The organism is Bradyrhizobium sp. IC3195, from assembly GCF_020193585.1.
GTDB lineage: Bacteria > Pseudomonadota > Alphaproteobacteria > Rhizobiales > Xanthobacteraceae > Bradyrhizobium > Bradyrhizobium yuanmingense.
On sequence record NZ_JADYVG010000001.1, the window covers coordinates 334,109 to 359,768 of the forward strand.

Consider the following 25,660-nt stretch of genomic DNA (forward strand, 5'->3'; position numbering starts at 1 on the left):
GGTCTGGATTGCTTCGCTTCGCTCGCAATGACGAAAGAAAGAGCAGCCCGGCATGCAGTTCGCTCTGAATGAGGATCAGATCGCGGTTCGCGACATGGCATTGGCGTTTGCGGCCGAGAAGATCGCGCCGCACGCGCTGCGTTGGGACGAGGAGAAGTATTTTCCAGTCGAGGTGATGCGCGAAGCCGCCAAGCTCGGCATGGGCGGCATCTATATCCGCGACGATGTTGGCGGCTCCGCCATGACGCGGTTCGACGCAGCGCTGATCTTCGAGGCGCTGGCGACGGGCTGCCCGACCACCTCGGCCTTCATCTCCATCCACAACATGGCGAGCTGGATGATCGATGCCTTCGGCAGCGACACCCAGCGCCACCAATGGCTGCCGAAGCTCTGCACCATGGAGCTGATCGCAAGCTACTGCCTGACCGAGCCGGGTGCCGGCTCGGACGCCGCGGCGCTGCGCACGCGCGCCGTGCGCGACGGCGACCACTACGTCCTAAACGGCCAGAAGCAATTCATCTCCGGCGCTGGCGGAACGGATATTCTGGTCGCGATGGTACGTACCGGTGGCGACGGTCCCGGCGGCATCTCGACGCTCGTGATCGACGGCAAGGCGCCGGGTGTCTCCTTCGGCGCCAATGAACGCAAGATGGGCTGGAACGCGCAGCCGACCCGCGCGGTGATATTCGAGAACGCCCGCGTGCCTGTGGCCAATCGCCTGAGCGAGGAGGGCACAGGCTTCAAGATCGCGATGGCCGGCCTCGACGGCGGCCGTCTCAACATTACGGCGTGCTCGCTCGGCGGCGCGCAAGCAGCACTCGACAAGGCGCGCGCCTACATGAAGGAGCGCAAGGCGTTCGGGAAGCGGCTCGACGAATTCCAGGCGCTGCAATTCCGTCTCGCCGACATGGCGATCGAGTTGGAGGCCGCGCGCACCTTCCTGTGGCGCGCCGCCGCGGCGCTCGATCGCAAAGACCCCGACGCCACCATGCTCTGCGCCATGGCTAAACGCTTCGGCACCGATGTCGGGTTCGAGGTTGCCAACCATGCGCTGCAACTCCACGGCGGCTACGGCTACCTCAGCGAATACGGCATCGAGAAGATCGTGCGCGACTTACGCGTGCACCAGATCCTCGAAGGCACCAATGAAATCATGCGGCTCATCGTGGCGCGCAAACTGATCGAGGGCGCGCGATGAGCGGAGCGGAAGAGGGCGATCTGGTCGCGCGCGTCGAAGGCGCGGCCGGCATCATCAGGCTCAATCGTCCCAAGGCGATCAACGCCGTGACGCTGGAGATGTTTCGCGACATCGACAAGGCGCTCGACCGCTTCGAGGCTGATCCTGCCGTTGCCGTGATCCTGCTGGAAGGCGCCGGCGAGCGCGGCCTCTGCGCCGGTGGCGACATCCGCACGCTCTGGGAAAGTTCCAAGGTCAATGGCGACCTCGGCAAGATCCTGTGGCGCGAGGAGTACATCCTCAATGCCCGGATCAAGAAATTTCCAAAACCCTATGTCGCCTTCATGGACGGCATCGTGATGGGCGGCGGTGTCGGTCTGTCCGCCCATGCCAGCCACCGTATCGTCACCGATCGGACCAAGCTCGCGATGCCCGAAGTCGGCCTCGGCTTCTTCCCCGATGTCGGCGGCACCTATCTGCTGTCGCATTCGCCGGGCGAGATCGGCACCTATTTCGGGCTGACCGGCCAGACCATGAACGGGCCGGACGCGATCCACGCGAAGTTTGCCGATTGGGTGGTGCCGGCCGTGAGATTGCCGGAGCTGCGCGAGGCGCTGACCAAGCTGCGGTCCGGTGCGACCGCAGCCGATGTCAGCAAGCTCATCGACGGCTTCGCCTCCGGCGAGACTGCGGGGCCGGTCGCCGCCAGGGAGCCGGTCATCGATGCGTTGTTCGGCTTCGACCGCATGGAGGACATTGTCGCTGCGCTGAAGCGCGATGGTTCCGAGTTCGCGCTGGCCACGCTGAAGACGCTGAACGAAAAATCGCCGCGCGGCATGGTGGTCACGCTGAAGCTACTGCGCCTTGCGCGCGGATCGAGCCTGGAAGAGTGCCTGGTTCGCGAATACCGCGCCGCGCTGGAGGTGTTTCGGAGCGATGATTTTCGCGAGGGCGTGCGCGCCGCCGTGATCGACAAGGACCGCAACCCGACCTGGTCGCCGCCGCGGATCGAGGATGTGACGCCGGAGGTGCTTGCGCCCTATTTCGCCGAGATCGGCGCGGACGAATTGAAGTTCAATTAACAACGCTGTAGCGGAGGAAACGACAATGGCGACGATCGCATTCATCGGTCTCGGCAACATGGGCGGCCCGATGGCGGCCAACCTCGTCAAGGCCGGCCACAAGGTGGTGGCGTTCGATCTCGTCGAAGCCTCGCGCAATCAGGCCAAGACCGATGGCGCCAGCATCGCCGACAGCGCTCCGGCCGCGGTGAAGGGCGCCGATGTCGTCGTCACCATGCTGCCCGCAGGCAAGCATGTGCTCGGCGTCTGGAACGAGGTCGTGCCCGCCATGACCAAGGGTGCGCTCATCATCGACAGCTCCACCATCGACGTCGAAAGCGCGCGAGCCGCGCATGCGCTCGCCGCCAAGCACGGCGTGCTCTCGGTCGATGCGCCGGTCTCCGGCGGCACGGGCGGTGCCAAGGGTGCGACGCTCACCTTCATGTGCGGCGGCGAGGAGAAGGCATTTGCCGCGGCCAAGCCCGTGCTCGAGAACATGGGCAAGAAGATCGTGCATTGCGGCGGCGCCGGTGCCGGCCAGGCCGCAAAGATCTGCAACAACATGATCCTCGGCATTTCCATGATCGCGGTGAGCGAGGCCTTTGCGCTCGGTGAAAAGCTCGGGCTCTCGCATCAGGCGCTGTTCGATGTGGCCTCGACCTCGTCCGGCCAGTGCTGGTCGCTGACGACCTATTGCCCGGTGCCGGGCCCGGTGCCGACCTCGCCGGCCAACAACGATTACAAGCCGGGCTTTGCCTCCGCGCTGATGGTGAAGGACCTCACCCTGGCGCAGGATGCCGCCAAGGCTGCCGGCGCGGCGACGCCGCTCGGCAAGCATGCGCAGGAGATCTATCAGTCTTTCGACGCAGCCGGCCAGGGCGGGGTGGATTTTTCCGGAATTATCAAGCACGTTAGGAGTTTAGCCGGGAAAGCTTGATGACCACATTCCAGGAAGCACGCGCGTTCCTTCTGCAACACCGCACGGATTACGAGGCTGCGGTCAAAGGTTTCCGCTGGCCTGATCCGGTTCCTTTCAACTGGGCGCTCGACTGGTTCGACGCCGAGCTCGCGGCCAATGCGGACAGCAAGGATCGGCCCGCGCTCTGGATCGTCGATGCCGCTCAGGACAAGCAGACGAAGCTGTCCTTCGCGGCGCTGTCGCGCCGCTCCAACCAGGTCGCCAACTTCCTCCGCGCGCAGGGCCTGAGGCGCGGCGACCATCTCCTGCTGCTGCTCGGCAACGTGGTTCCGCTGTGGGAGACGATGCTTGCCGCGATGAAGCTCGGCGTGGTCGTCATTCCCGCCACGACGCTGCTGACGGCCGACGAGCTGCGCGACCGGCTCGATCGCGGCAAGGCGAGGGCGGTGGTGGCCGCGCAGGACCAGGTGGCGAAATTCACGAGCCTAGGCGCCGAGAATGTCGTTCGCATCGTCGTCGGCGCGGGCTCCGACGGTTGGCTGGCATATGACGAAGCAGCAAAAGCTTCCGAAAGCTTCGCGCCTGATGCTCCGACCAATGCCGACGATCCGATGCTGCTATATTTTACCTCGGGTACGACAGCAAAACCGAAATTGGTGCGACACAGTCAGCGCAGCTATCCGGTCGGCCATCTCTCGACGATGTACTGGATCGGGCTGAAGCCCGGCGACGTCCATCTCAACATCTCCTCGCCCGGCTGGGCCAAGCATGCCTGGAGCTGCTTCTTCGCGCCGTGGAATGCGGGCGCGACCGTGTTCGTGGTCAACCAGCCGCGCTTTGATGCCAAGGCGCTGCTTGCCACCATCGGCCGCTGCGGCGTCACCACGCTGTGCGCGCCGCCGACGGTGTGGCGGCTGTTCATCCAGGAGAACCTCGCCTCGTTCAAGGTGGCGCTTCGCGAGGTCTGCGGCGCCGGCGAGCCGCTCAATCCTGAAGTGATCGATCAGGTGCAGGCGGCCTGGGGCCTCACCATACGCGACGGCTACGGCCAGACCGAAACGACTGCGCTAGCCGGCAATTCGCCGGGCCAGCCGATCAAGATCGGCTCGATGGGCCGTCCGTTGCCGGGCTATCGCGTGCAGATCAGCGATGCCGACGGTCATCCCGCAAAGGAGGGCGAGGTGACGCTGGTGCTCGGCGCCGACCGTCCCGCCGGCCTGATGCAGGGCTATCAGGGCGACGACGGCAAATTGTCCGGCGCCGCAGGCGCGCTCTATCGCAGCGGCGACGTCGTTTTCGCGGATGAGGACGGCTACTTGACCTTCGTCGGCCGCTCTGACGACGTCTTCAAATCCTCCGATTATCGCATCAGCCCGTTCGAACTGGAGAGCGTCCTGCTCGAGCACGAGCTGGTCGCGGAAGCTGCGGTGGTGCCGAGCCCGGATCCAATCCGGCTCGCGATCCCCAAGGCGTTCGTGCTGCTGACCGCGGGTGCAGAACGCTCGCCGGAAACCGCGCTATCGATCTTCAAGCACCTGCACGCGCGTCTGGCCCCGTTCAAGCGCATCCGCCGCCTCGAAATCGTCACCGAGCTGCCGAAGACGATCTCTGGAAAGATCCGCCGCGTCCAGCTACGACGGCTCGAACGCGACGACGATCGCAGCGATCCCTTGCGCGGCCGGGAATTCCGTGAGGAGGATTTTCCGGAGCTGGCGAAGACACGGAGTGAGACCTAAGTGAACGAAGTCTGGAAGAAGCCGCCTGTTACGCTCGAGGCCTATCAGGCCATGATCGGCAAGGAGATCGGCGTATCGTCGTGGCACCTGATCGATCAGCCCCGCATCGACAGCTATGCCGACGTGATCGAGGATCACCAGTTCATCCACATCGATCCGGAACGCGCGAAGAAGGAAACCGCGTTCGGCACCACCATTGCGCACGGTTTTCTCACGATGTCGCTGCTGTCGATCATGTCCTACGAGGTGATGCCCGTGATTGCGGGCACCACGATGGGCGTGAATTACGGCTTCGACAGGCTGCGCTTCATCTCGCCGGTGCGCTCGGGCAAGCGCGTCCGTGGCCGCTTCGTGCTGGCGGAAGCCAAGCTCCGCAAGCCAGGCGAGCTCCAGTCCCGCACCAACGTCACGGTCGAGATCGAGGGCGAGGATAAACCGGCGCTCGTCGCCGACTGGCTCGGCCTGATCTATTTCGAGTAGGCCCGTGCCGTCCTTGCCGGGCTTGACCCGGCAACCCATCGCTGCTCAAAAGCCTGTCGATTTTGATGGATGGCCGGGTCAAACCCGGCCATGACGGCTAACATCTGGGAAACCCACTATGCCAATCAGGTTCGACGGACGCGTCGCCATCGTCACCGGCGCGGGCAATGGTCTCGGACGCGCGCATGCGCTGGGGCTGGCGAGCCGCGGCGCCAAGGTCGTGGTCAACGATTTCGGTGGCGCGCGCGACGGCACCGGAGGCTCGCTGTCGCCGGCCGAGGCCGTGGTCGAGGAGATCCGCAAGGCCGGCGGCATCGCGATGGCCGACGGCGCCGACGTCTCCAATTTCGAGCAGGTCACCGCCATGGTCGAGCGCGCTACCAAGGAGTGGGGCAGCGTCGATCTCTTGTGCGCCAATGCCGGCATCCTGCGCGACAAGTCGTTCGGCAAGATGGAGGTGACCGATTTCCAGAAGGTACTCGACGTGCATCTCGTCGGCACCTTCTATTGCTGCAAGGCAGCCTGGGCCGGCATGCGTGACCGCAATTACGGCCGCATCGTGCTGACGACGTCGTCCTCGGGCCTCTACGGCAATTTCGGCCAGGCCAATTACGGCGCCGCGAAATCCGGCATGGTCGGCTTGATGAACGTGCTCGCCGAGGAGGGCCGCAAGAACGACATTCGCGTCAACATCATCTCGCCGACGGCTGCGACCCGCATGACGGAAGAGCTGCTGCCGCCGCAGGCGCTGCAGCTGATGAAGGCGAACGCGATCACCCCCGCGGTCGAGTACATGCTGAGCGAGGATGCGCCGACCCGCACCATCATGGGCGCCGGTGCCGGCTCGTTTGCGGTGATCAAGATTTTGGAGAGCGAAGGCATCAACCTGCCGGAGAGCGAGTGGACGCCGGATGCGATCGCCGCGCATTTCGCCGAGATCAGCGACATGTCGAAGGCCAGGGCGCTGCAGGGCGCGTTCGAGCAGACGCAGAAATACGTCGCCCAGGCCGCGGCGCGGGCGGGGATCAAGCTCTGACCGACGTCGCCGTCATCGGCGCAGGTCCCGCCGGGCTGATGGCGGCGGAGGTGCTGGCGTCAGGCGGCGCCCGCGTCACTGTCTACGACGCGATGCCGTCGGCGGGACGCAAATTCCTGATGGCCGGCCGCGGCGGACTCAACCTCACTCACAGCGAACCGCTGCCCCAATTCATGGCGCGCTACCGCGAGGCCGCACCGAAGCTGCAGGCGGCGGTCGAGGCATTTTCGCCCGATGCGCTGCGAGCCTGGAGCGAGGCGCTGGGCGAGCCGACCTTCGTCGGCAGCAGCGGACGCGTGTTTCCGAAAACGTTCAAGGCCTCGCCCTTGCTGCGCGCCTGGCTGCGGCGGCTCGATGCCGCCGGTGTCCGCTTTGCTTTTCGCCATCGCTGGATCGGCTGGGACGGCGAGGGCCGGTTGATCTTTCAGACGCCGAAAGGCGTCTCCGCCATCGAAGCGAACGCCACGCTGCTCGCGCTCGGCGGCGCAAGCTGGCCGCGGCTCGGCTCGGACGCCGGCTGGGTCGATATCCTCGCTGCAAAGGGCATTGCCGTCTCGAAGCTGCGGCCGGCCAATTCCGGCTTCACGGTCGCTTGGTCCAAAGTCTTCCGCGACCGTTTCGAAGGCCAGCCGCTCAAGGGCGTGGCGCTGACGCTTCGCGCGCACACGGTTCGCGGAGAGGCGATGATCACCCGCAGCGGCATCGAAGGCGGTGCGATCTACGCGCTCTCGGCGGAACTACGCGAGGCTGTGCTGAATCTCGGACAGGCGACGCTGATGATCGGGTTGCGGCCCGATCTCGACGCCGCTGCGCTGACCACGCGGCTGTCAGGCGTGCGTGGCAAGCAATCGCTGGCGAACTTCCTGCGCAAGGCCGCGCAATTGTCGCCGGTCGGCATCGGATTGATGCAGGAGGCAGCCTTCGCCTCCGGCCGGCCGCTGGCCGCGTTCTCGCCGGCGGAGCTCGCAGGGCTGATCAATGCCATTCCAGTTCAGCTCACCGGAGTGGCGCCGATCGATCGCGCGATCTCGACCGCGGGTGGAATTATGTTCGACGAGCTCGACGAGCAATTCATGCTGCGCAAATTGCAAGGTGTGTTCGCCGCCGGCGAGATGCTGGATTGGGAGGCGCCGACCGGCGGCTATCTCTTGCAGGCGTCCTTCGCGACTGGGGCTGCCGCGGGCAGGGGCGCGCTGGAGTGGCTCAAACGCTAACCCCCGTCAATGCGAGCGCAGCGAAGCAATCCAGAATCCCTCCTCCGCGGAAGTCTGGATTGCTTCGTCGCAAGAGCTCCTCGCAATGACGGCCGTGGCAACGGCGCGCGTACACCTACCGCAGCTTCCCACGCGCGGCCACCGGCAGCGTGCCGATGATCTCCTCGCCGCGCACCATCACCACCTCGTCCATCATGTTGACGACGACGCAGACGTGGTTCGGCACGATGCGCACGACATCGCCGACATTGGGCCGGGTATTGCTGCGGGAGAGATCGAGGAAGCCGTGTTCCTCGGCGAATTTGGCGATTCTGGCTTCGGGATGCTCCAGGATCAGGCCGTGGCCGTCGAGCCCGCCGGTATCCGTGGTCAGCGTCTTCGAGCCGGCGTCCAAGATGCCGCGCTCGGGCGCAGCGCGGCTCACCACCGTCGAATAGATATGCAGCGCGCAATCATCCCAGGTCGCTGAGCCTGCGGCGACCTGCATGCGATCGTTGTAGATGTAGGTGCCGAAGCGATGCTCGGTGCCGCCCTTGAGCTTGCCGATATTGACGAGGTTCGGCGTGCCGCCGGTCGAGACGATCTTGGCGTCGAGCCCGTGCGCGCGCACGCCGGCCAGCGCCTCGTCGTAGAATCTTTGCGCGTCCGTCCACCCGGTCTCAGTGGGGTAGAGCATGAAGCCGGCGAATTCGAGCCCCTTGGACGAAGCGATCTCGCGCGCCAGCGCAATCGCCTCCGCCGGCGTTTCGACGCCTGCGCGCTTGCGCCCGGTATCGCATTCGACCACGACCGAGAGCGGGCGGCCTGACGCCGCAGCCGCCTTAGGCAGGCCGGCGACGACGGTCGAATTGTCGGCCGCCACCGTCATGTTGGCCTTCGCCTGCAGCGCGCCGAGCCGCGCCATCTTCTCATCGCCCAGCAGATTGTAGCTGATCAGGATGTCGTCGATGCCGGCATTGGCCATGATCTCGGCTTCGCCCAGTTTCTGGCAGGTGATGCCCTTGGCGCCGGCCGCGACCTGCATCTTGGCAATGGTCGGGTTCTTGTGCGTCTTGATGTGGGGGCGATTGGCGATTCCGGCGTCGTCGCAGGCCTTCTGGATCCGCGCGATGTTGCGCTCGACCCGGTCCATGTCGATGACGGCACAGGGTGTGCCGTATTCGCGGGCGATCTTGGCTGCAAGAGTTGTTGTCATGAGTTATGCCTGTTCAATCTCTTCGCGGAGCATTTCGAGTTCGAGCCAACGCTCTTCGGCGGCGGACAGTTCTTCGTGCGCCTTGGCGATGGCAGCCGAGGTGTCGTCGAATTTTTTGCGATCTTTCGCATAGAGACCGGGATCGTCGAGCACGCGCTGCAATTTTGCAATATCGGAGTGCAGCGTTTCTATCTTCTTCGGCAGCGTTTCCAGCGCGTGCTTCTCGTTGAAGCTGAGCTTGCGCTTGGGCGCGGACGAGGGGGCCGCGGCGCGCTCCTCTTTCTTCTCCACGGGAGCTTGCGCCTTCGCTGTCTCGCGCTTGAGGTCCGCACCGCGTTGGCTCAGCATGTCGCTGTAGCCGCCGGCATATTCGATCCACTTGCCGTTCCCCTCGGGCGCGATCACGGAGGTGACGACGCGGTCGAGGAAGTCGCGGTCGTGGCTGATGAGGATCACGGTGCCCTCGTAGTCGCCAAGCATCTCCTCGAGCACGTCGAGCGTTTCGAGGTCGAGATCGTTGGTCGGCTCGTCCAGCACCAGGAGGTTCGACGGCTTTGCCAGCGCCCGCGCCAGCATCAGCCGGCCGCGCTCCCCGCCCGAGAGTACCTCCAGCGGTGTGCCGCGTTGCTCCTGCGCGAACAGGAAGTCCTTCATGTAGCCGACGACGTGCTTCGGCTTGCCGCCGACCATGATTTGATCGCCGCGGCCGCCTGTGAGCGCTTCCGCCAGTGTCGATTTCGGATCGAGGCTTTCGCGATGCTGGTCGAGCGTCGCCATCTCCAGATTGGCGCCGAGACGTATCGTCCCGGAATCCGGCTGCATGCCGCCGGTGAGCAGGTTGACCAGCGTGGTCTTGCCGGCGCCGTTCGGCCCGATGATGCCGAGCCGGTCGCCGCGCTGGATGCGGGTGGAGAAATTCTCGACGATCTTGCGCTCGCCGTAGGATTTCGTGATGCCCTTGGCCTCGATCACCAGCTTGCCGGACTGCTCGGCTTCGCTGGCTGCGAGGTTGGCGCTGCCGGCGGTGCCGCGATAGTTGCGGCGCTGGGCGCGCAGCGCATGCAGATTGGCGAGCCGCTTGACGTTGCGCTTGCGGCGGCCGGAGACGCCGTGGCGCAGCCAGTGCTCCTCGTCGACGATCTTGCGGTCGAGCTTGTGCTGGTCGCGCTCCTCCTCGGCCAGCACCTCGTCGCGCCAGCTCTCGAACGAGGCAAAGCCGCGATCGATCTGCTTGATCCGGCCGCGATCGAGCCAAGCGGTGGAGCGCGAGAGATTGGTCAGGAAGCGACGGTCGTGGCTGATGATGACGAGCGCGCTGCGCCTGGAGTCGAGCTCCTGCTCCAGCCATTCGATGGTGGCGAGATCGAGATGGTTGGTCGGCTCGTCCAGCAGCAGGATGTCGGGCGAGGGCGCCAGCACGAAGGCCAGCGCCGCGCGGCGCGCCTCGCCACCGGAGAGGTTGTGCGGGTTCTCCTCGCCGGTGAGGCCGAGCTGCTCCAGGAGATAGCGCGCCTGGTGCTGGTCGTCCCCCGGCGCGAGCCCGGACTCGACATAGGCGAGCGTGCTCTTGTGCGCGCCGAAATCCGGCTCCTGCGGCAGGTAGCGCACCGTTGCGCCGGGCTGCACGAAGCGTGTGCCGGCGTCAGGCTCGACCAGGCCGGCCGCGATCTTCAGCAGGGTCGATTTGCCGGAGCCGTTGCGGCCGATCAGGCAGACCCGTTCGGATGGCGCGACGTTGAGCTCGACGCCCGACAGCAGCGGCGTGCCGCCGAAGGTCAGCCTGATGTCTTTGAGTTGGATCAGCGGCGGGGCCATGGCTAACTTTGGCTCGTTGCGGCCTGATCTGCGCGGCGGCGCTGGATCCGGCGCAGTGTCTGGTCGAGCGCCGAGAGGAAGCTGGAGCGGTCTCGCGGCGAGAACGAGCGCGGGCCGCCGGTGACTTCGCCGGCCGATCGCAGGTCCGTCATCAGATTGCGCACCGCCAGCGTCATCCCGATCGATTCTTCGGTGAACGGCTTGCCGTTCGGCGCGATCACGTCGGCGCCCGCCTTCACACAGCGGCTCGCCAGCGGAATGTCCGAGGTCACAACCACGTCGCCGGGCCTGGCGCGCTCGGCGATCCAGTCGTCCGCGGCGTCCATGCCGCTGCCCGCGGCGATGCGCTCGATCAGAGGGTCCTGCGGCACGCGGATGAAATTGCCGGCGACCACGATCACGGGCACGCCGTGCCGGAGCGCCACGCGATAGATTTCGTCCTTCACCGGACAGGCGTCGGCGTCGACATAGATGCGGGTCGGGGTCTCGGTCATTCCGCCGCGTGGTACCGCATTCGGGCCGCAAAGGCGAGGGGATTGACCCCAGTTCCTCAGGCCCTACGATCGCTCCCGAAACAACAAGAACAGGGAAAGGCCAGTCATGCCGAACCGGCTCGAAACCTACCGCGTCGAGGCCTACAACACCGCCAGGCAGTCCGAGAACAAGATGCACGACGACAATGTGGCCCGCCGCTTCGGCTTTTCCGGCGGGCTGGTCCCCGGCGTCGACGTCTTCGCCTACATGATGCACGTGCCGATCGCGCGCTGGGGACGGGACTTCCTGTCGCGCGGGCTGGTCGAGGCCCGCTTCATAAAGCCGGTCTATGACGGCGAGACCGCCGATGTCGATGCCACCGAGCACAACGGCCTGCTGACCATCGAGGTGTTCAGTCGCACCGAGCTGTGTGCCACGGGAACGGCGTCGCTGCCGGCGGCGGTGCCGGCATTGTCGTTGAGCGACTATGTCGAAGTCCCCGCCGCCGCCGAGCGCAAGCCTGTCAGTCCTGCGACATTCGAGCTGGGCAAATGGCTGGGCACGACGCCGCGCCGGTGGGCCGGGCAGGATGCGGCCGACTATCTCACTGACGTCAGGGAGGCCGATCCGATTTTTGCCCGCGAGAGCCTCGGCCATCCCGGCCTGATCCAGCGCGTCATGAACCGCGTCCTGGTGGACAACACCATCCTGGGTCCCTGGATCCACGTGGGCAGCCGCATGCAGCTGCTGTCCGCCGCGCGCGCCGGCGACGAGATCACGGCGCGGGCCAAGGTCACTGCGAATTACGAGAAGAAGGGCCACCGCTTCGTCGAGTTCGACGCGCTGGTCGTCGCCAACGGCACGACGCCGCTCGCGCATTGCCAGCACACCGCGATCTACCAGCCGCGCGAGCAGGCGGCGGCGTAGCGGACAGTTGGGAAAGCCCACGCCCGTCAATCAAGGACGTCGTCATTCCCCGCGAAGGCGGGGAATCCAGTACGCCGCAGCTTCTCGGTCAATCGCTGCCGTCTCGGAGTACTGGATCGCCCGGTCAAGCCGGGCGATGACAGTAGAGTTTGTGGCGACGACAGTGCCCCTTACGCCGCCTTGGCCTTCGCCTCCTGGATCGCGCGCCACACCCGCTCGGGGGTCAGCGGCATGTCGATGTGCTTGATGCCGTACTCCGACAGCGCGTCGAGCACCGCGTTCACCACCGTCGACAGGCTGCCGGCGCAGCCGGCTTCGCCGCAGCCCTTGCTGCCGAGCGGGTTGGTGGTGGCGGGCACCGGGTGGTCGCCGACCGTCATGTTGGGGACGTCCTCCGCGCGGGGCAGGGCGTAGTCCATCAGCGAGCCCGTGATCGGCTGGCCATTGTCGTCGTAGCGAATGTGCTCCATCAGGGCCTGGCCGATGCCCTGGACCACGCCGCCATGGAGCTGGCCCGCGACCAGCATCGGGTTGATCACCGTGCCGAAATCGTTGACCGCGCTGTAGCGCACGATCTGCACCACACCGGTGTCCGGGTCGATCTCGACCTCGGCGACGTGGCAGCCGTTCGGGAACGCCGAGGCGACCGGTTCGCTGGTGTGGTCGACATCGAGGCTGTCAGGCACGCCCTCCGGCACCTTGCCGTCATGCAGACGCTTGGCGAGCTCCATGATGTCGATGCTGCGATCGGTGCCGGCGATCGTAAAGCTGCCGTCGGCAAACTCGATATCGGCTTCGGATGCTTCCAGCATATGTGCAGCGGCGCGTTTGCCCTTCTCGATGACGAGCTTTGCGGCCCCCACGATGGCCTGGCCCGTCGCGGTGATCGAGCGCGATCCGCCGGTGCCGTTGCCGGTGTGGACGATATCGCTGTCGCCCTGCACGAGCTTGACGCTCTCGAAGGGGACGCCGAGCTGATCGCACAGCACCTGCGCGAACGGGGTGGCGTGGCCCTGGCCGTAGTCGAGCGTGCCGGTGATGAGCTGCACGGTGCCGTCAGGATCGAACACGATCTTGCCGAGCTCGGGGCTCGGCGGCGCCGTGACCTCGAGATAGGAGCCGACCGCAATGCCGCGCAGCTTGCCCGCCTTCTTGCTCTCCTTCTTGCGCTTGGCGAAGTTCTCGTGGTCGGAGATCTCGAGCGCCTTGTTGAACACGGCCTGGAAGTCGCCGCTGTCGTAGGTGACGCCGGAGGACGCCGCGAACGGGATCTGGTTCGGCTTGATGAAGTTGCGCTTGCGCAAGGTCAGCCGGTTGATGCCCATCTCGTCGGCGGCGCGGTCGATCAGCCGCTCCATGTAATAGTTCGCCTCGGGCCGGCCGGCACCGCGATAGGCCCCCATCAGCGTGGTGTTGGTCAGCACCACCTTGATGTCGACCGCCATCAGCGGCGTGCGATAGACGCTGGAGAAGTTCTTGCCGGTGTTGAGCGAAAGCGGCCCCGGCGCGACGCCGGTGATGTAGGCGCCGAGATTGCCGTAGCCGGACAGCTTTGCCGCGAGGAACTGCCCCTCGGCATCGAGCGCGAGCTCGGCGTGGATCTTCTGGGCGCGGCCGTGGCTGTCGGAGAGGAAGCTGGTGGAGCGCTCGTCCAGCCACTTCACCGGGCGTCCCAGTGCCTTCGCCGCATACAGAATGCACATGTACTCGGGATAGTTGATGTTCTTCATGCCGAAGGAGCCGCCGACATTGGCGGTGAGAATGCGCACCTTCTCGTTCGGCACCTTCAGGTTCTTGGCGAGGTTGGCGCGGTTGCCGGCAACGCCCTGCGTCGGCACCTGAAGCGTGTAGCGCTCGGTCTTCTTGTCGTAGGAGGCAAGCCCCACGCGCGGCTCCATCGAGACCACGGCAACGCGGGTGTTCTCGATGTCGAGCTTGGTCACATGAGCGGCGCTGGCGAAGGCGGCGTTCACCTTGTCCATGTCGCCATAGTGGTAGTCGAGCGCGACGTTACCAGGAATGTGGTCATAGAGCTGCGGCGCGCCGGGCTTGGCGGCTTGCTCCGGGTCCGTCACCGCCGGCAGCGGCTCGATGTCGAGCTCGACCGCCTCGGCCGCGTCGCGCGCCTGAGCCAGCGTCTCGGCCACCACGAAGGCGACGGGATCGCCGACGAAGCGGACCTTGTCGGTCGCCAGGGGCTGGCGGTTGGTCTGGAGCAGGGGCGAGCCGTCGCGGCTCTTCAGCGGCAGGCCGCAGGTGAAGGGGCCATAGCCGGCGGCATCAAGATCCTTCCCGGACCACGCCCCCAGCACGCCCGGCATGGCCTTGGCGGCATCGAGGCCGATGCTGCGGATGAATCCATGGGCATGGGTCGAGCGGACGACTACGGCATAGGCCTGGTTCGGCAGGTTGAAATCGTCGGTGTAGCGGCCCTTGCCGCGCACCAGCGTGTCATCCTCCTTGCGGCGGACCGGTTGCCCGACGCCATACTTTTGCAGTGCAATAGCGTTCTCGAGCGTCGACGATTTGGTGTGTTCTTGCATGGGATTTGACCTGAAAAGCCGGCATTTGCGCATTTTCGCGGCAGCGGAGCACCGGACTCCCTCAAATAACCCACCACCCCCGTTCACGACAACGCACGATTGGACATGGTCCCATGTGATGCGTTGTTGCGCAGGCCTGCCGCGCTGCTAATGTTTCAGGCGAATAATCAATTCCAGACCGGCCCGACCGGCCGCGGAAAGACAGTTTGTATGAATGACCACACGCGGCTCCGCGACGGCCATGCGCCGCATAGCGAGCTGGAGGGGTCGATGGCGGCGGTGGCGTTGGCCACCAATCCGGCCGTCGGCGCGCAGGCGCCGGGAACCGGCGTCTATGCGGCGCTGGACCTCGGCACCAACAATTGCAGGCTGCTGATCGCCTGTCCGACTCAGGACGGCTTTCGTGTGGTCGATTCCTTCTCGCGCATCATCCGGCTCGGGGAGGGCGTCTCGGCGACGGGGTGCATTAGCGACGCCGCGATCGAGCGCGCCATCGCCGCGCTCAGCATCTGCCGCGACAAGATCAATCTGCGGAAGGCGCGTCGGCTGCGGCTGATCGCGACCGAAGCCTGCCGCGCGGCTTCGAACGCGGAAGGTTTCCGCAGCCGCGTTGCGGCCGAGACCGGCATCGAGCTCGAGGTGATCGACCGCGAGACCGAGGCCGCGCTCGCCGTGCTGGGTTGCTCGCCGCTGGTCGACCCCAGGGGGCGGGGCGCGATCCTGTTCGACATCGGCGGCGGCTCCACCGAGCTGGTGCGGATCGAGCGCGACGCCACCAATCCGGAGCCGCGCATAAAAGCCTGGATGTCGATTCCCTATGGTGTGGTCACGCTCGCTGAGCAGTTCGGCGGACGCGACGTCACGCCAGAGATCTATGCCGCCATGGAGCAGGAGGTCGCAAGCCACGTCGCGCCATTCGCCGAGGAGCACGGCCGCGATCTCGCCGACATGCACCTGCTCGGCACGTCGGGCACGGTGACGACGCTGGCCGGCATCCATCTCAACCTCGCGCGCTATGACCGCCGCCGCATCGACAGCATCTGGATGAACGATGCCGACATCACCGCGACCATCAACAAGCTGCTCGGCATGAGCTACGAGGAGCGTGCCGCCAACAGCTGCATCAGCGTCGAGCGCGCCGATCTCGTCCTGGCGGGCTGCGCCATCCTCGACGCTATCCGCCGCGCCTTTCCGCTGCCGCGCCTGCGCGTCGCCGACCGCGGCTTGCGCGAGGGCATGCTGGTCGAGATGATGCGCGAGGACGGCGCGCTCAGGAGCTGGTGAGTATGGCCAAGGACACTACCGGCCGCTTGCACGTTCAGGTCAAGACCGGCGGCAAGCGCAAATTGTCGTCGAAGCTGTGGCTGGAGCGGCAGCTCAACGATCCCTACGTCGCCAAAGCCAAGGCGGCGGGCTATCGCTCCCGCGCCGCGTTCAAGCTGCTGGAGATCGACGACAAGTTCCGGCTTCTGAAGCCTGGCATGGCCGTGGTCGATCTCGGCGCGGCGCCCGGCGGCTGGAGCCAGATCGCCGCCAAGCGCGTCGGATCATTGGAAGGCAAGGGCAAGGTCGTCGCCATCGATCTGTTGGAGATGCCCGAGATTCCGGGCGTGGATTTCGCGCAGCTCGACTTCATGGACAACGACGCGCCGGAGAAGCTCACCGCGATGCTGGGCGGCAAGGCCGACGTCGTGATGTCCGACATGGCCGCCAACACCACCGGCCACCGCAAGACCGACCAGCTCCGCATCGTCGGCCTGGTCGAGACGGCGGCGGCCTTTGCCTGCGACGTGCTCAAACCCGGCGGCACGTTCCTGGCGAAAACGTTCCAGAGCGGCGCCGACGCTGAGCTGCTGGCCCAGCTCAAGCGCGACTTCGCCACCGTGCGTCACGTCAAGCCGGCGGCGAGCCGGCAGGATTCGTCCGAACGCTATGTGCTGGCGACGGGATTTCGAGGCGGCGGAGCGGCGTAGCTACGTACTCCGTCATTGCGAGGAGCTCTTGCGACGAAGCAATCCAGAGTGCTTCTGCGGAGAGATTCTGGATTGCTTCGCTTCGCTCGCAATGACGGGAGGAGACTACCCCAGCCGCTGATCCCGCATGTCCTGCGTATCCTCGGACGCCGCCTTGACCGCAGCCTTCTCTGCGCCCTTGCCGGCGCCCTTGCGGCTCGCGATCTCCACCGCCTTGCGCCCCGAAATCTCGTGGCCTGCGTCCGCGGGCATCTGCCAGAAGAACCAGCTCGAGGCCGCCGAGGTCAGCGCCACCACGACGAAGGCGGGCGCGAACACCGTGGCGTTGAGCTCGCTGACGTGGCTGAACCACATCGTCGTCTCGACACAGGCCGCGCCGACGGCGACGCCGGCCGAGATCGCGAGCTGCTGGTTGACGCTGACGAGGGTTGTGGCGCGGCTCATTTGCGCGGTCTCGACGTCGGCATAGGCGACCGTGTTGATCGCGGTGAACTGCAGCGAGCGGAAGAAGCCGCCGACCACCAGGATCACCATGATGATGAGCAGCGGCGTCGTCACCGTGAACAGCGCGCAGACGCCGAGGAAGAACGCGCTGACGATCGCGTTCACCGTCATCAAATTGCGGAAGCCGAAGGTGCGGATGATGCGCGCCGCCAGCGTCTTCATGCCCATCGCCCCGAGCGAGGAGGCAAAGGTGACGAGGCCGGAATGGAACGGCGACAGGCCGAAGCCGATCTGCATCAGGAGCGGCAGCAGGAACGGTAGTGCGCCGATGCCGAGCCGGAACAGGAAGCCGCCGAACACGGCGGCGCGCAGCGTCGGCAGCTTCAGGAGCGAGAAGTCCAGCACCGGCGATCCGGTCCGCCGCGCATGGATGACGTAGAGCGTCATCGAGATCGCACCGCCCACGATCAACGCGGCGACGGTGCTCCACGGCAACAGGTTGAGGCCGGCGACGGAAAGGCCGAAGGCGATGCCTGCGAGCCCCAGCCCAGAGAGCACCATGCCGTAGAGATCGAACGGCTCGCGTTCCTCGCTCTTGATCGGGTCGATGTACTTCAGCGCCATGAAGATCCCGAGCAGCCCGATCGGGATGTTGATCAGGAAGATCCAGTGCCAGGACGCATAGGTCGTGATGAAGCCGCCGAGCGGCGGGCCGATCACGGGACCGATCAGGGCAGGGACCGTCACCCAAGCCATGGCGTTGACCAGCGCGCTCTTATCGACCGAACGCAGCAGCACGAGGCGCCCGACCGGCGTCATCATGGCGCCGCCCATGCCTTGCAGGATGCGCGCGAACACGAAGTCGGTGACCGAGGTCGAGAGCGCGCAGCCGACCGAGCCGACCATGAACACGCCGACGGCGATCGCGAACACCATCCGCGCGCCGAACCGGTCGGCGGTCCAGCCGCTCGCCGGAATGAACACCGCGAGCGACAGCAGATAGGAGGTGATCGCGAGCTTCAGCGTCAGCGGGCTGGTGCCGATGTCGGCCGCGATCGCCGGCAGCGAGGTGGCGATCACGGTCGAATCCATGTTCTCCATAAAGAGAGCCGTGGCCACGATCAGCGGAATGACGCGTTGCTTGTCGACCATGAGGGCAATGAAATCGGAAGGAGGAGTGGAGTTGCGGCTTATCACCGCCGTCCGCCGCCGACCATTGCGGATCCATGCATGGCACCTAAATCCCGCGTAACAACGGTGTGACCGTCTTTCGTCATTCCGGGGCGCGCCCACTTGGCGCGAACCCGGAATCCATCGGACCGCAGCATCCGCTACGCGATGGATTTCGGGCTCGCGACTTCGTCGCGCCCCGGAATGACCGGTGGAGGGACGGTGTACCGAGCCTTTCACCGTGAATCCGGCCAAAAACCCCTGTGCATGGCTGGCCAGCCGCCCGAATTGCTTTGATTCGTCACGCGGCCGTGCTATCGACCCGCGTCAACCCCACCGATGGGCTCCGATTCTCAAGGCGTTGCCGCAAGGGACGCCGAGGGCGGCGCTCATCCATTACCATTTGCGGCAGGGCCGCAGGAAGGAGTTGGCAGATGGCCACGGTGCAACTTCAGGGCATCCGCGAAGCCTTTACGTTCGACGACGTGCTGTTGAAGCCGGGCCTGTCCGACGTCATGCCGGGCGAGGTCGACATTCGCTCTCGCGTCACCCGCGCCATTCCGCTCAACATCCCGATCATGGCCTCGGCCATGGACACCGTCACCGAGGCCCGCATGGCGATCGCCATGGCGCAGGCCGGCGGCCTTGGCGTCATCCACCGCAATTTCGATCCCGAAGGGCAGGCCGCCCAGGTGCGGCAGGTCAAGCGCTACGAGTCCGGCATGGTGGTGAACCCGCTCACCATCAGCCCCGACGCCACGCTCGACGACGCGCTCAAGCTGATGAGCGATCACGGCATCTCCGGCATTCCCGTCGTCACCGGCGCCGGCAAGAACACGCCCGGCAAGCTGGTCGGCATCCTCACCAACCGCGACGTGCGCTTTGCCACCGACCGCCGGCAAAAAGTCTCCGAGCTGATGACCCGTGAAGGGCTCGTCACGGTCCGTGAGAATGTCAACCAGGATGAGGCGCGGCGGATGCTGCACCAGCACCGCATCGAGAAGCTGCTGGTGGTCGACGATCAATATCGCTGCGTCGGGCTCATCACCGTGAAGGACATGGAGAAGGCGGTTGCTCATCCGCTCGCCTGCAAGGACGGGCAGGGGCGTCTTCGCGTCGCTGCCGCCACCACGGTCGGCGATACCGGATTCGAGCGCACCGAGCGGCTGATCGATGCCGGCGTCGACCTTGTCGTCGTCGACACCGCGCACGGCCATTCCCGTCACGTGCTGCAGGCGGTGAACCGCATCAAGCGCCTGTCCAATTCGGTGCAGGTGGTCGCCGGCAACGTTGCCACCACGGAAGGCGCGCAGGCGCTGATCGATGCGGGCGCGGATTGCATCAAGGTCGGCATCGGCCCGGGCTCGATCTGCACCACGCGCATCGTCGCCGGCGTCGGCGTGCCCCAGCTCACCGCGATCATGGATGCGGTCGAAGCGGCGAAGAAGGCCGACATCCCCGTCATCGCCGATGGCGGCATCAAATTTTCCGGCGACCTTGCGAAAGCGCTCGCGGCCGGCGCCGACATCGCCATGGTCGGTTCGCTGCTCGCCGGCACCGACGAGACGCCCGGCGAAGTGTTTTTGTGGCAGGGCCGTTCCTACAAGGCCTATCGCGGCATGGGCTCGGTCGGCGCGATGGCGCGGGGATCGGCCGACCGCTACTTCCAGCAGGACATCAAGGACACGCTCAAGCTCGTGCCTGAGGGCATCGAGGGCCAGGTGCCCTACAAGGGCCCGGTCGGCAACGTCATGCATCAGCTCGCCGGCGGCTTGCGCGCCGCGATGGGCTATGTCGGCGCGCGCGACATGAAGGAGCTGCACGACAAGGCCCAGTTCGTCCGCATCACCGGCGCTGGCCTGCGCGAAAGCCACGTCCACGACGTCACCATCACGCGCGAGAGCCCGAACTATCCGGGCGGGGGTTAGGCGCTTCGCTCGCGCGCGCGTTTAACGCGCGATAAGATACAGCCGTGCTTGGTTCGACCGGAGCGGCCCGCGACCGGATTTCGGATAACCTTGTCGTCGCGGTCGCTCAGGTCGGGTTGAGATGCAATCCTACTCGGCGAATGGCGCTGCATCCACCAGATCAACCACCGAAGGCGCCCTGTATCCTTCGACAAAGCGCTCGCCGAAATCTCGGATGAAATTGTCGTAGCTTGTTTCCGGCCTGGTGCTTGCGATATGGCAGAAGCAGCGGCGGAATTGCCGCTTGATCTGCATTCGCGGGAATTCGGCGATGATCCGCGACACTTCGGCGGCGGGAATGACGTCGTATTGCAGCCCGATGACGTCGAAGCAGATGCCGGCTGTGGCGAGTGCAACCTCGCTCTCTTTGTAGAGAGCGATCGACGGGGTCGAGTTCAGCGCGACGCTGTCCCAGATCAGCTGGGCGCGGCGCCGGTCGAAGCCGCGCTCGGCGGCAAAGTGCCGCGCCTGGTCCGCGCCTTCGACCTCGAAGCGGCGCGGTCCGGCGAAGCTTTCATTCAGCGTGATGTCGTGCAGCAGGGTGCCGACCGCGAGCACCTCCTCATCGTGCACGACGTTCTGCAATTGTCCGAGCCTGGCCGCGAACAGCCACGAGCGGACGACGTGGTTGAACAGATAAGGCGCGCAGTGCTGCCGCGCATGTTCGATTGCGGCATCGACTATGGGAGCGTCGGGAACGACGACGCCCGCGAGGCTGCGGTGGGCAGGTTTGTCCATGCTGCTGTCTTTCTCGTTGATCTGCAATTCAGGTGAACGAGATCGCTAGCTCCGGATGAATTTCAGCAGCTCGGCGTTGATCTGATCCTGATGGGTGGCCGTCAGGCCGTGCGGAGCCCCCGGGTAGTAGACGTCCTTGGCGCCCTTGATGAGCTTCGCCGATTTGCGCGCGGAGTCCTTGACCGGCACGATCTGGTCGTCTTCGCCGTGCAGGACCAGGGTCGGCACGTCGAACTTCTTCAGGTCCTCGGTGAAATCAGTTTCCGAGAAAGCTTTGACGCTCTCATAGGCATTCTTGGCGCCTGCCTGCATGCTCCACAGCCAGAACTGGTCGAGCGTGCCCGGCGAGACTTTTGCACCAGGTCGGTTTGCGCCGTAGAAGGCAATCGCCAGATCCTTGTAGTATTGCGACCGGTCGCCGGCGACGCCTGCACGAATGGCGTCGAACACCTCGATCGGAAGTCCCTCCGGGTTGGCTTCGGTCTTCAGCATGATCGGCGGCACCGCCGCGATCAGTACCGCCTTGGCGACGCGACCGGTACCATGGCGGCCGATATAGCGCGCGACCTCGCCACCGCCGGTGGAATGGCCGATCAGCGTGGCGTCCCGTAAATCAAGCGCTTCGATCACCGCGGCGAGATCGTCGGCATAGCCGTTCATGTCGTTGTGCTCCGAGGCCTGGCTGGAGCGACCATGCCCGCGCCGGTCGTGCGCGACGACGCGAAAGCCGTGCTGGGCAAGGAACAGCATCTGGCCGTCCCAGGCGTCTGCATTCAGCGGCCAGCCGTGCGAGAAGGTCACGACAGGGCCTTGGCCCCAGTCCTTGTAATAGATCTCGGTGCCGTCCCTAGTGGTGATCGTGCTCATCGTTTTGCGTCCTTTGGGGTGAGGAGAGAGTTGTGGAGCCAGTCGGCGAGCCGGGTCCGCCCGAGCTGCGGCTCGTCGCCCGGCGTCAGCGACTGATCGTTCAGGGTCAGGCCGAAATAGTCGGCGTGGATATCGGGGATCACTCGGCGCGTGTCGCCCCTGGCGGCCAGAACCTGCTGCGCGAAGTCATCGAGGCCGCGCCTTTCGGGACCAGCGATCTCGACTATGCGGTTGCGGGGCGGACCGAGCGCCAATTCGGTCAGTGTGGCCGCGACGTCGTCGGCAGCGACGGGCTGGAGATGCGCAGGCGACAGCCGGATCACGTCGCCCTCGGCGCCGCCTGCGATGATCGCGTCGATGAATTCGAAGAACTGGGTCGCGCGCAGGATGGTGTATGGAAGGCTTGATGCTTGGATGAGCTCCTCTTGCACAAGCTTTGCGCGGAAATAGCCGCTCGTCTGCAGTCGGTCGGTGCCCACCACCGACAGCGCGAGATGATGCTTCACCTCGGCGGCGGTTTCGGCCGCCAGCAGGTTGCGGCCCGAGGTCCGGAAGAAATCCATCGCGGTCTTGTCGTCGAAGGCCGGCGAGTTCGCGACGTCGATTACGACTTGTGCACCGTCGACTGCCTCGGCGAGGCCCTCGCGGGTCAATGTGTTGACGCCGGAGGAGGGCGAGGCCGCGACCACCTCGTGGCCTTTGGCCTGAAGCCTGCGCACCACATTGCTTCCGATCAGGCCGCTGCCGCCGATCACCACGATCTTCATTGTGCCCTCGCGTCTCGTTCGCTCTAGAGGCGGCAAGGATGCGCCGGAATCCGGCCCAAGACCTTGGTATGGACGTGCAGCGCCCTTGGTTTTTGCTTGAAATCTACTTGCAGTTTCGTCCAAACAGGGCGCAGCAGCATCGGCTGGGTGCGCCGAGAGCGGGATGCCGCTCGGGTTTCAATCAGGGTCTTTGTGGTGCGGTTCACCTTCGAAGCCTATGTCCTCGATGAGGACCGGCGGGAGTTGCGGCGGGACTCCGAGGCGGTCAGCCTCACGCCGCAGGCTTTCGATCTGCTGCTGTATCTGGTGCGCAACCGCGGCCACGTCGTCAGCAAGAATGATCTGTTCGACACGGTCTGGGGCGGGCGGATCGTCTCGGAATCGACGCTGGCCAGCCACATCAACGCTGTGCGCAGGGCGCTAGAAGACAGTGGAGAGGGACAGCGGCTGATTCGAACCGTTCCGCGCAAGGGGTTCCGCTTCGTCGGCGAGGTGCACGTAGCGGCCGATCAGCGCATCGCGATCGTGCCGTCGGCGGAGAAGCCGGTTGCCGCGCTCGACCTGCCCGACCGGCCCTCGATCGCAGTGCTGCCGTTTCTGAACCTGAGCGGGGACCCCGCTCAGGACTACTTCGCCGACGGCGTCGTCGAAGACATCATCTTCGGTCTGTCGCGAATCCGCTGGCTGTTCGTGATCGCCCGCAATTCCAGCTTCACCTACAAGGGCCGCGCGGTCGATGTGAAGCAAATTGGCCGCGAACTGGGCGTGCGCTACGTCCTGGAAGGCAGCGTGCGCCGCTCCGCTGGCCGCGTGCGCATCACCGGACAATTGATCGACGCCTCTACCGGCGCTCATCTGTGGGCTGAACGGTTCGAGAGCGCGATGGACGACATCTTCGAACTGCAGGACCAGATCACGGCCAGCGTCGTCGGCGCGATTGCGCCGCAGCTCGAACTCGCCGAAATCGAACGCGCCAAGCGCAAACCGACCGAAAGCCTCGATGCCTACGACTATTATCTCCGCGGGCTGGCGCAATTCCACACCGCGACCCGCGACGGAATCGATGCGGCGTTGCCACTGTTCTACGGGGCGATCGATCGCGATCCGGACTTTGCTGCGGCTTATGGCATGGCGGCGTGGTGCTTTTACTGGCGCAAGATGAATCGCTGGCTCGCAGACCGCGCCGCCGATGGCGCCGAGGCGGCGCGGTTGTGCCAGCGCGCGGTGACGCTGAACAAGAACGACGCAGTTGCATTGTGCCGTGGCGGCCACGCATGGCCCCATTTCGGCGGCGATCTGGACACCTGCGTCGCCCATGTAGACCGCGCGCTGGTGCTCAATCCGAATTCGTCGACGATCTGGTATCTCGGCGGGTATCAACGAATCTCGATGGGCGAACACGACGGCGCGATCGACTATTTCAGTCGCGCCATGCGGCTCAGCCCGCTCGACCCCGAGATATTTCAGATGCAGACCGGGATCGCGATGGGACATCTGTATTGCCGCCGCTTCGACGAGGCGGTGGCGTCACTGCAGCGGGCGTCGCGGCAGATGCCGAACGTCCTGCGGGTGGCCGCCTTCATGGCGGCGAGCCATGCGCTGGCCGGGCGGATGGACGACGCCCGAGAAGCGATGGCCCACGTTCGCAGGCTGGATCCGACTTTACGGGTTGGCGTTTTGGAAGATTGGCTGCTCGTCCGCCGCCCGCAGGATTTCGCGCTCGCCTCGGAGGGCATGCGGATGGCCGGGCTACCCGAATGAAGGACGCTGTCTCGGCACAAAATGCTGGAAACGGCGACAACGGATCTGAACAGGCTTGATCGGCGATAGGCCTTGAATCGACGCTGACGCGCCCTCGGCTCCGAGGGGCCAACCGCTCACCGCTTTTGTGTTGACGCGCCTCGCTGCCTCCGCTTCCGTCCGTATCGAAAGACAAAAGGAGGAAGCCATGGCCCAAGCCAAACGCATCGTTCTCGCCGCGCGTCCCGTCGGCGAACCCAAGCCGTCTGATTTTCGCCTGGAGGAATTCGCCGTTCCGACGCCAGGGCAGGGCGAAGTCCTGCTGCGCACGATCTGGCTGTCGCTCGATCCCTATATGCGCGGGCGCATGAGCGAAGGGCCGTCCTACGCAGCTCCGGTGCCGGTCGGCGGCGTGATGGAAGGCGAGGCGGTCAGCGAGGTCGCGGCCTCCAACAATCCCGATTTCGCGGTCGGTGATATCGTGCGCATCCGCCCGGGCTGGCAGACTCATGCGATCTCGAACGGCAAGGGCCTGATTAAGGTGGACCCCAAGCTCGGGCCGATCTCGACCTCGATCGGCGTGCTCGGCATGCCCGGCATGACCGCCTATACCGGCCTGCTCGACATCGGCAAGCCGCAACCGGGCGAGACTGTCGTCGTTGCCGGTGCGTCCGGCGCGGTCGGTTCGGCGGTGGGGCAGATCGCGAAGATCAAGGGCGCACGCGCGGTCGGCATCGCCGGCGGCAAGGACAAGTGCGACTACGTCGTGAAGGAGCTCGGTTTCGATGCCTGCATCGATCACCGCGATCCCGATCTCGCCGCCAAGCTGAAGGAAGCCTGCCCAAAGGGCATCGACGTCTATTTCGAGAATGTCGGCGGTGCGGTGTTCGAGGCGGTGTTCCCGCTGCTCAACCCGTTTGCGCGCGTGCCGGTGTGCGGCCTGATCGCCCATTACAACGACACCGAGGCCAAGCCGCCGAAATGGGCCGCCAGCCTGATGCGCGCCACGCTGACCAAGCGGCTGACCTTCCGCGGCTTCATCGTCTCAGACTTTGCCGCCCGCCACGGCGACTTCCTGCGCGACATGTCCGCTTGGGTTCGCGACGGCAAGGTCAAGTACAAGGAGTTCGTCACCGAGGGCCTGGAAAGCGCCCCCGGCGCCTTCATGGGCCTGCTGAAGGGCGCCAATTTCGGCAAACAGTTGGTCCGGGTCGGGCCGGACAAGGCCTAGGCATGATCCGGAAAAGTGCGAAGCGGTTTTCCGGAAAGATCATGCCCAAACAACAACCTAAAGCGCGAGCGCATTGATCGCGCTTTAGGCGACAGGGAATGGGACTCACGTGGCCCCGCGGCCACACGCCGCGTGGGGATAGTTAAGAAAGAGTCACCAAATGGTCACACCTGCCCGCAAAAGCCG

Annotated in this window: 21 protein-coding genes; 13 read left to right on the forward strand and 8 right to left on the reverse strand. The window is 65.4% G+C overall.

What is annotated here, in order from left to right:
* The first annotated feature begins 52 nt into the window (after positions 1 to 52).
* The 7 genes from I6F09_RS01475 to I6F09_RS01505 all read left to right on the forward strand — a co-directional run bounded on the left by I6F09_RS01475 (position 53) and on the right by I6F09_RS01505 (position 7,623).
* Positions 53 to 1,198, forward strand: coding sequence for an isobutyryl-CoA dehydrogenase (locus I6F09_RS01475; protein WP_109144067.1), 1,146 nt, complete (start codon positions 53 to 55; stop codon positions 1,196 to 1,198).
* Positions 1,195 to 2,259 carry an enoyl-CoA hydratase/isomerase family protein gene (locus tag I6F09_RS01480; RefSeq protein ID WP_225125775.1) on the forward strand — a complete coding sequence of 355 codons (1,065 nt, stop codon included), beginning with the start codon at positions 1,195 to 1,197 and terminating at the stop codon, positions 2,257 to 2,259. The genes I6F09_RS01475 and I6F09_RS01480 overlap by 4 nt, the downstream gene beginning before the upstream one ends.
* Entirely contained in the window at positions 2,255 to 3,175 is a 921-nt protein-coding gene (gene mmsB, locus I6F09_RS01485) for a 3-hydroxyisobutyrate dehydrogenase (protein WP_345944086.1), read from the forward strand. The genes I6F09_RS01480 and mmsB overlap by 5 nt, the downstream gene beginning before the upstream one ends.
* Positions 3,175 to 4,893: an AMP-binding protein gene (locus tag I6F09_RS01490; protein WP_225187323.1), complete on the forward strand. Its 1,719-nt coding sequence runs from the start codon at positions 3,175 to 3,177 to the stop codon at positions 4,891 to 4,893. The genes mmsB and I6F09_RS01490 overlap by 1 nt, the downstream gene beginning before the upstream one ends.
* The gene (locus tag I6F09_RS01495; RefSeq protein ID WP_225146605.1) at positions 4,894 to 5,373 is read left to right on the forward strand and encodes a MaoC family dehydratase; all 480 of its coding nucleotides are present in this window, start codon (positions 4,894 to 4,896) and stop codon (positions 5,371 to 5,373) included.
* Between the two features lie 118 nt (positions 5,374 to 5,491).
* Positions 5,492 to 6,409: an SDR family NAD(P)-dependent oxidoreductase gene (locus tag I6F09_RS01500; protein WP_225187324.1), complete on the forward strand. Its 918-nt coding sequence runs from the start codon at positions 5,492 to 5,494 to the stop codon at positions 6,407 to 6,409.
* Positions 6,406 to 7,623: a TIGR03862 family flavoprotein gene (locus I6F09_RS01505; protein WP_225187470.1), complete on the forward strand. Its 1,218-nt coding sequence runs from the start codon at positions 6,406 to 6,408 to the stop codon at positions 7,621 to 7,623. Before I6F09_RS01500 ends, I6F09_RS01505 begins: the two co-directional genes overlap by 4 nt.
* Before the next feature lie 115 nt (positions 7,624 to 7,738).
* On the opposite strand, the gene I6F09_RS01510 is transcribed toward I6F09_RS01505, so the two are convergent.
* Genes I6F09_RS01510 through I6F09_RS01520 form a run of 3 tightly spaced genes read right to left on the reverse strand, consistent with a single transcriptional unit; the run spans position 7,739 to position 11,127 of the window.
* Entirely contained in the window at positions 7,739 to 8,818 is a 1,080-nt protein-coding gene (locus I6F09_RS01510; protein ID WP_036001049.1) for a D-TA family PLP-dependent enzyme, read from the reverse strand.
* Positions 8,819 to 8,821: 3 nt separating this feature from the next.
* Positions 8,822 to 10,633, reverse strand: coding sequence for an ATP-binding cassette domain-containing protein (locus I6F09_RS01515; protein WP_225125770.1), 1,812 nt, complete (start codon positions 10,631 to 10,633; stop codon positions 8,822 to 8,824).
* Between the two features lie 2 nt (positions 10,634 to 10,635).
* Positions 10,636 to 11,127 carry a YaiI/YqxD family protein gene (locus I6F09_RS01520; protein WP_225187325.1) on the reverse strand — a complete coding sequence of 164 codons (492 nt, stop codon included), beginning with the start codon at positions 11,125 to 11,127 and terminating at the stop codon, positions 10,636 to 10,638.
* Positions 11,128 to 11,233: 106 nt separating this feature from the next.
* On the opposite strand from I6F09_RS01520, the gene I6F09_RS01525 reads away from it, so the two are divergent.
* Positions 11,234 to 12,034 carry a hypothetical protein gene (locus I6F09_RS01525; RefSeq protein WP_225112215.1) on the forward strand — a complete coding sequence of 267 codons (801 nt, stop codon included), beginning with the start codon at positions 11,234 to 11,236 and terminating at the stop codon, positions 12,032 to 12,034.
* Between the two features lie 170 nt (positions 12,035 to 12,204).
* Here the strand turns inward: I6F09_RS01525 and I6F09_RS01530 are convergent, their stop codons facing one another.
* Positions 12,205 to 14,577, reverse strand: a complete 2,373-nt coding sequence (locus I6F09_RS01530; protein ID WP_225112216.1) for a xanthine dehydrogenase family protein molybdopterin-binding subunit — start codon at positions 14,575 to 14,577, stop codon at positions 12,205 to 12,207.
* Positions 14,578 to 14,787: 210 nt separating this feature from the next.
* Here I6F09_RS01530 and I6F09_RS01535 point away from each other — a divergent pair, with 210 nt between their 5' ends.
* Together I6F09_RS01535 and I6F09_RS01540 are read left to right on the forward strand one after the other, a co-directional pair.
* Positions 14,788 to 15,861: a Ppx/GppA phosphatase family protein gene (locus I6F09_RS01535; protein WP_036001035.1), complete on the forward strand. Its 1,074-nt coding sequence runs from the start codon at positions 14,788 to 14,790 to the stop codon at positions 15,859 to 15,861.
* 2 nt (positions 15,862 to 15,863) lie between these two features.
* Entirely contained in the window at positions 15,864 to 16,550 is a 687-nt protein-coding gene (locus I6F09_RS01540; protein ID WP_036022539.1) for an RlmE family RNA methyltransferase, read from the forward strand.
* A 105-nt stretch (positions 16,551 to 16,655) separates the two neighbouring features.
* Here the strand turns inward: I6F09_RS01540 and I6F09_RS01545 are convergent, their stop codons facing one another.
* Positions 16,656 to 18,146 (reverse strand): MDR family MFS transporter, encoded by a 1,491-nt coding sequence (locus I6F09_RS01545; RefSeq protein ID WP_225187326.1) that lies wholly within the window; start codon positions 18,144 to 18,146, stop codon positions 16,656 to 16,658.
* A gap of 452 nt (positions 18,147 to 18,598) precedes the next feature.
* Between I6F09_RS01545 and guaB the strand changes: the two genes are divergently transcribed.
* Positions 18,599 to 20,092, forward strand: a complete 1,494-nt coding sequence (gene guaB / locus I6F09_RS01550; protein WP_109144053.1) for an IMP dehydrogenase — start codon at positions 18,599 to 18,601, stop codon at positions 20,090 to 20,092.
* Positions 20,093 to 20,221: 129 nt separating this feature from the next.
* On the opposite strand, the gene I6F09_RS01555 is transcribed toward guaB, so the two are convergent.
* From I6F09_RS01555 to I6F09_RS01565, 3 genes are read right to left on the reverse strand one after another with little or no spacing between them, the layout of a single operon-like run.
* Positions 20,222 to 20,869 (reverse strand): hypothetical protein, encoded by a 648-nt coding sequence (locus I6F09_RS01555; protein ID WP_225187327.1) that lies wholly within the window; start codon positions 20,867 to 20,869, stop codon positions 20,222 to 20,224.
* A 45-nt stretch (positions 20,870 to 20,914) separates the two neighbouring features.
* Positions 20,915 to 21,736, reverse strand: a complete 822-nt coding sequence (locus I6F09_RS01560; protein ID WP_225187328.1) for an alpha/beta hydrolase — start codon at positions 21,734 to 21,736, stop codon at positions 20,915 to 20,917.
* The gene (locus tag I6F09_RS01565; RefSeq protein ID WP_109144050.1) at positions 21,733 to 22,503 is read right to left on the reverse strand and encodes an SDR family oxidoreductase; all 771 of its coding nucleotides are present in this window, start codon (positions 22,501 to 22,503) and stop codon (positions 21,733 to 21,735) included. Before I6F09_RS01565 ends, I6F09_RS01560 begins: the two co-directional genes overlap by 4 nt.
* 195 nt (positions 22,504 to 22,698) lie before the next feature.
* Here I6F09_RS01565 and I6F09_RS01570 point away from each other — a divergent pair, with 195 nt between their 5' ends.
* Entirely contained in the window at positions 22,699 to 24,264 is a 1,566-nt protein-coding gene (locus tag I6F09_RS01570; RefSeq protein WP_109145835.1) for a winged helix-turn-helix domain-containing tetratricopeptide repeat protein, read from the forward strand.
* 187 nt (positions 24,265 to 24,451) lie between these two features.
* Positions 24,452 to 25,474: an NADP-dependent oxidoreductase gene (locus I6F09_RS01575; protein WP_225187329.1), complete on the forward strand. Its 1,023-nt coding sequence runs from the start codon at positions 24,452 to 24,454 to the stop codon at positions 25,472 to 25,474.
* The last annotated feature ends 186 nt before the right edge of the window (positions 25,475 to 25,660 follow it).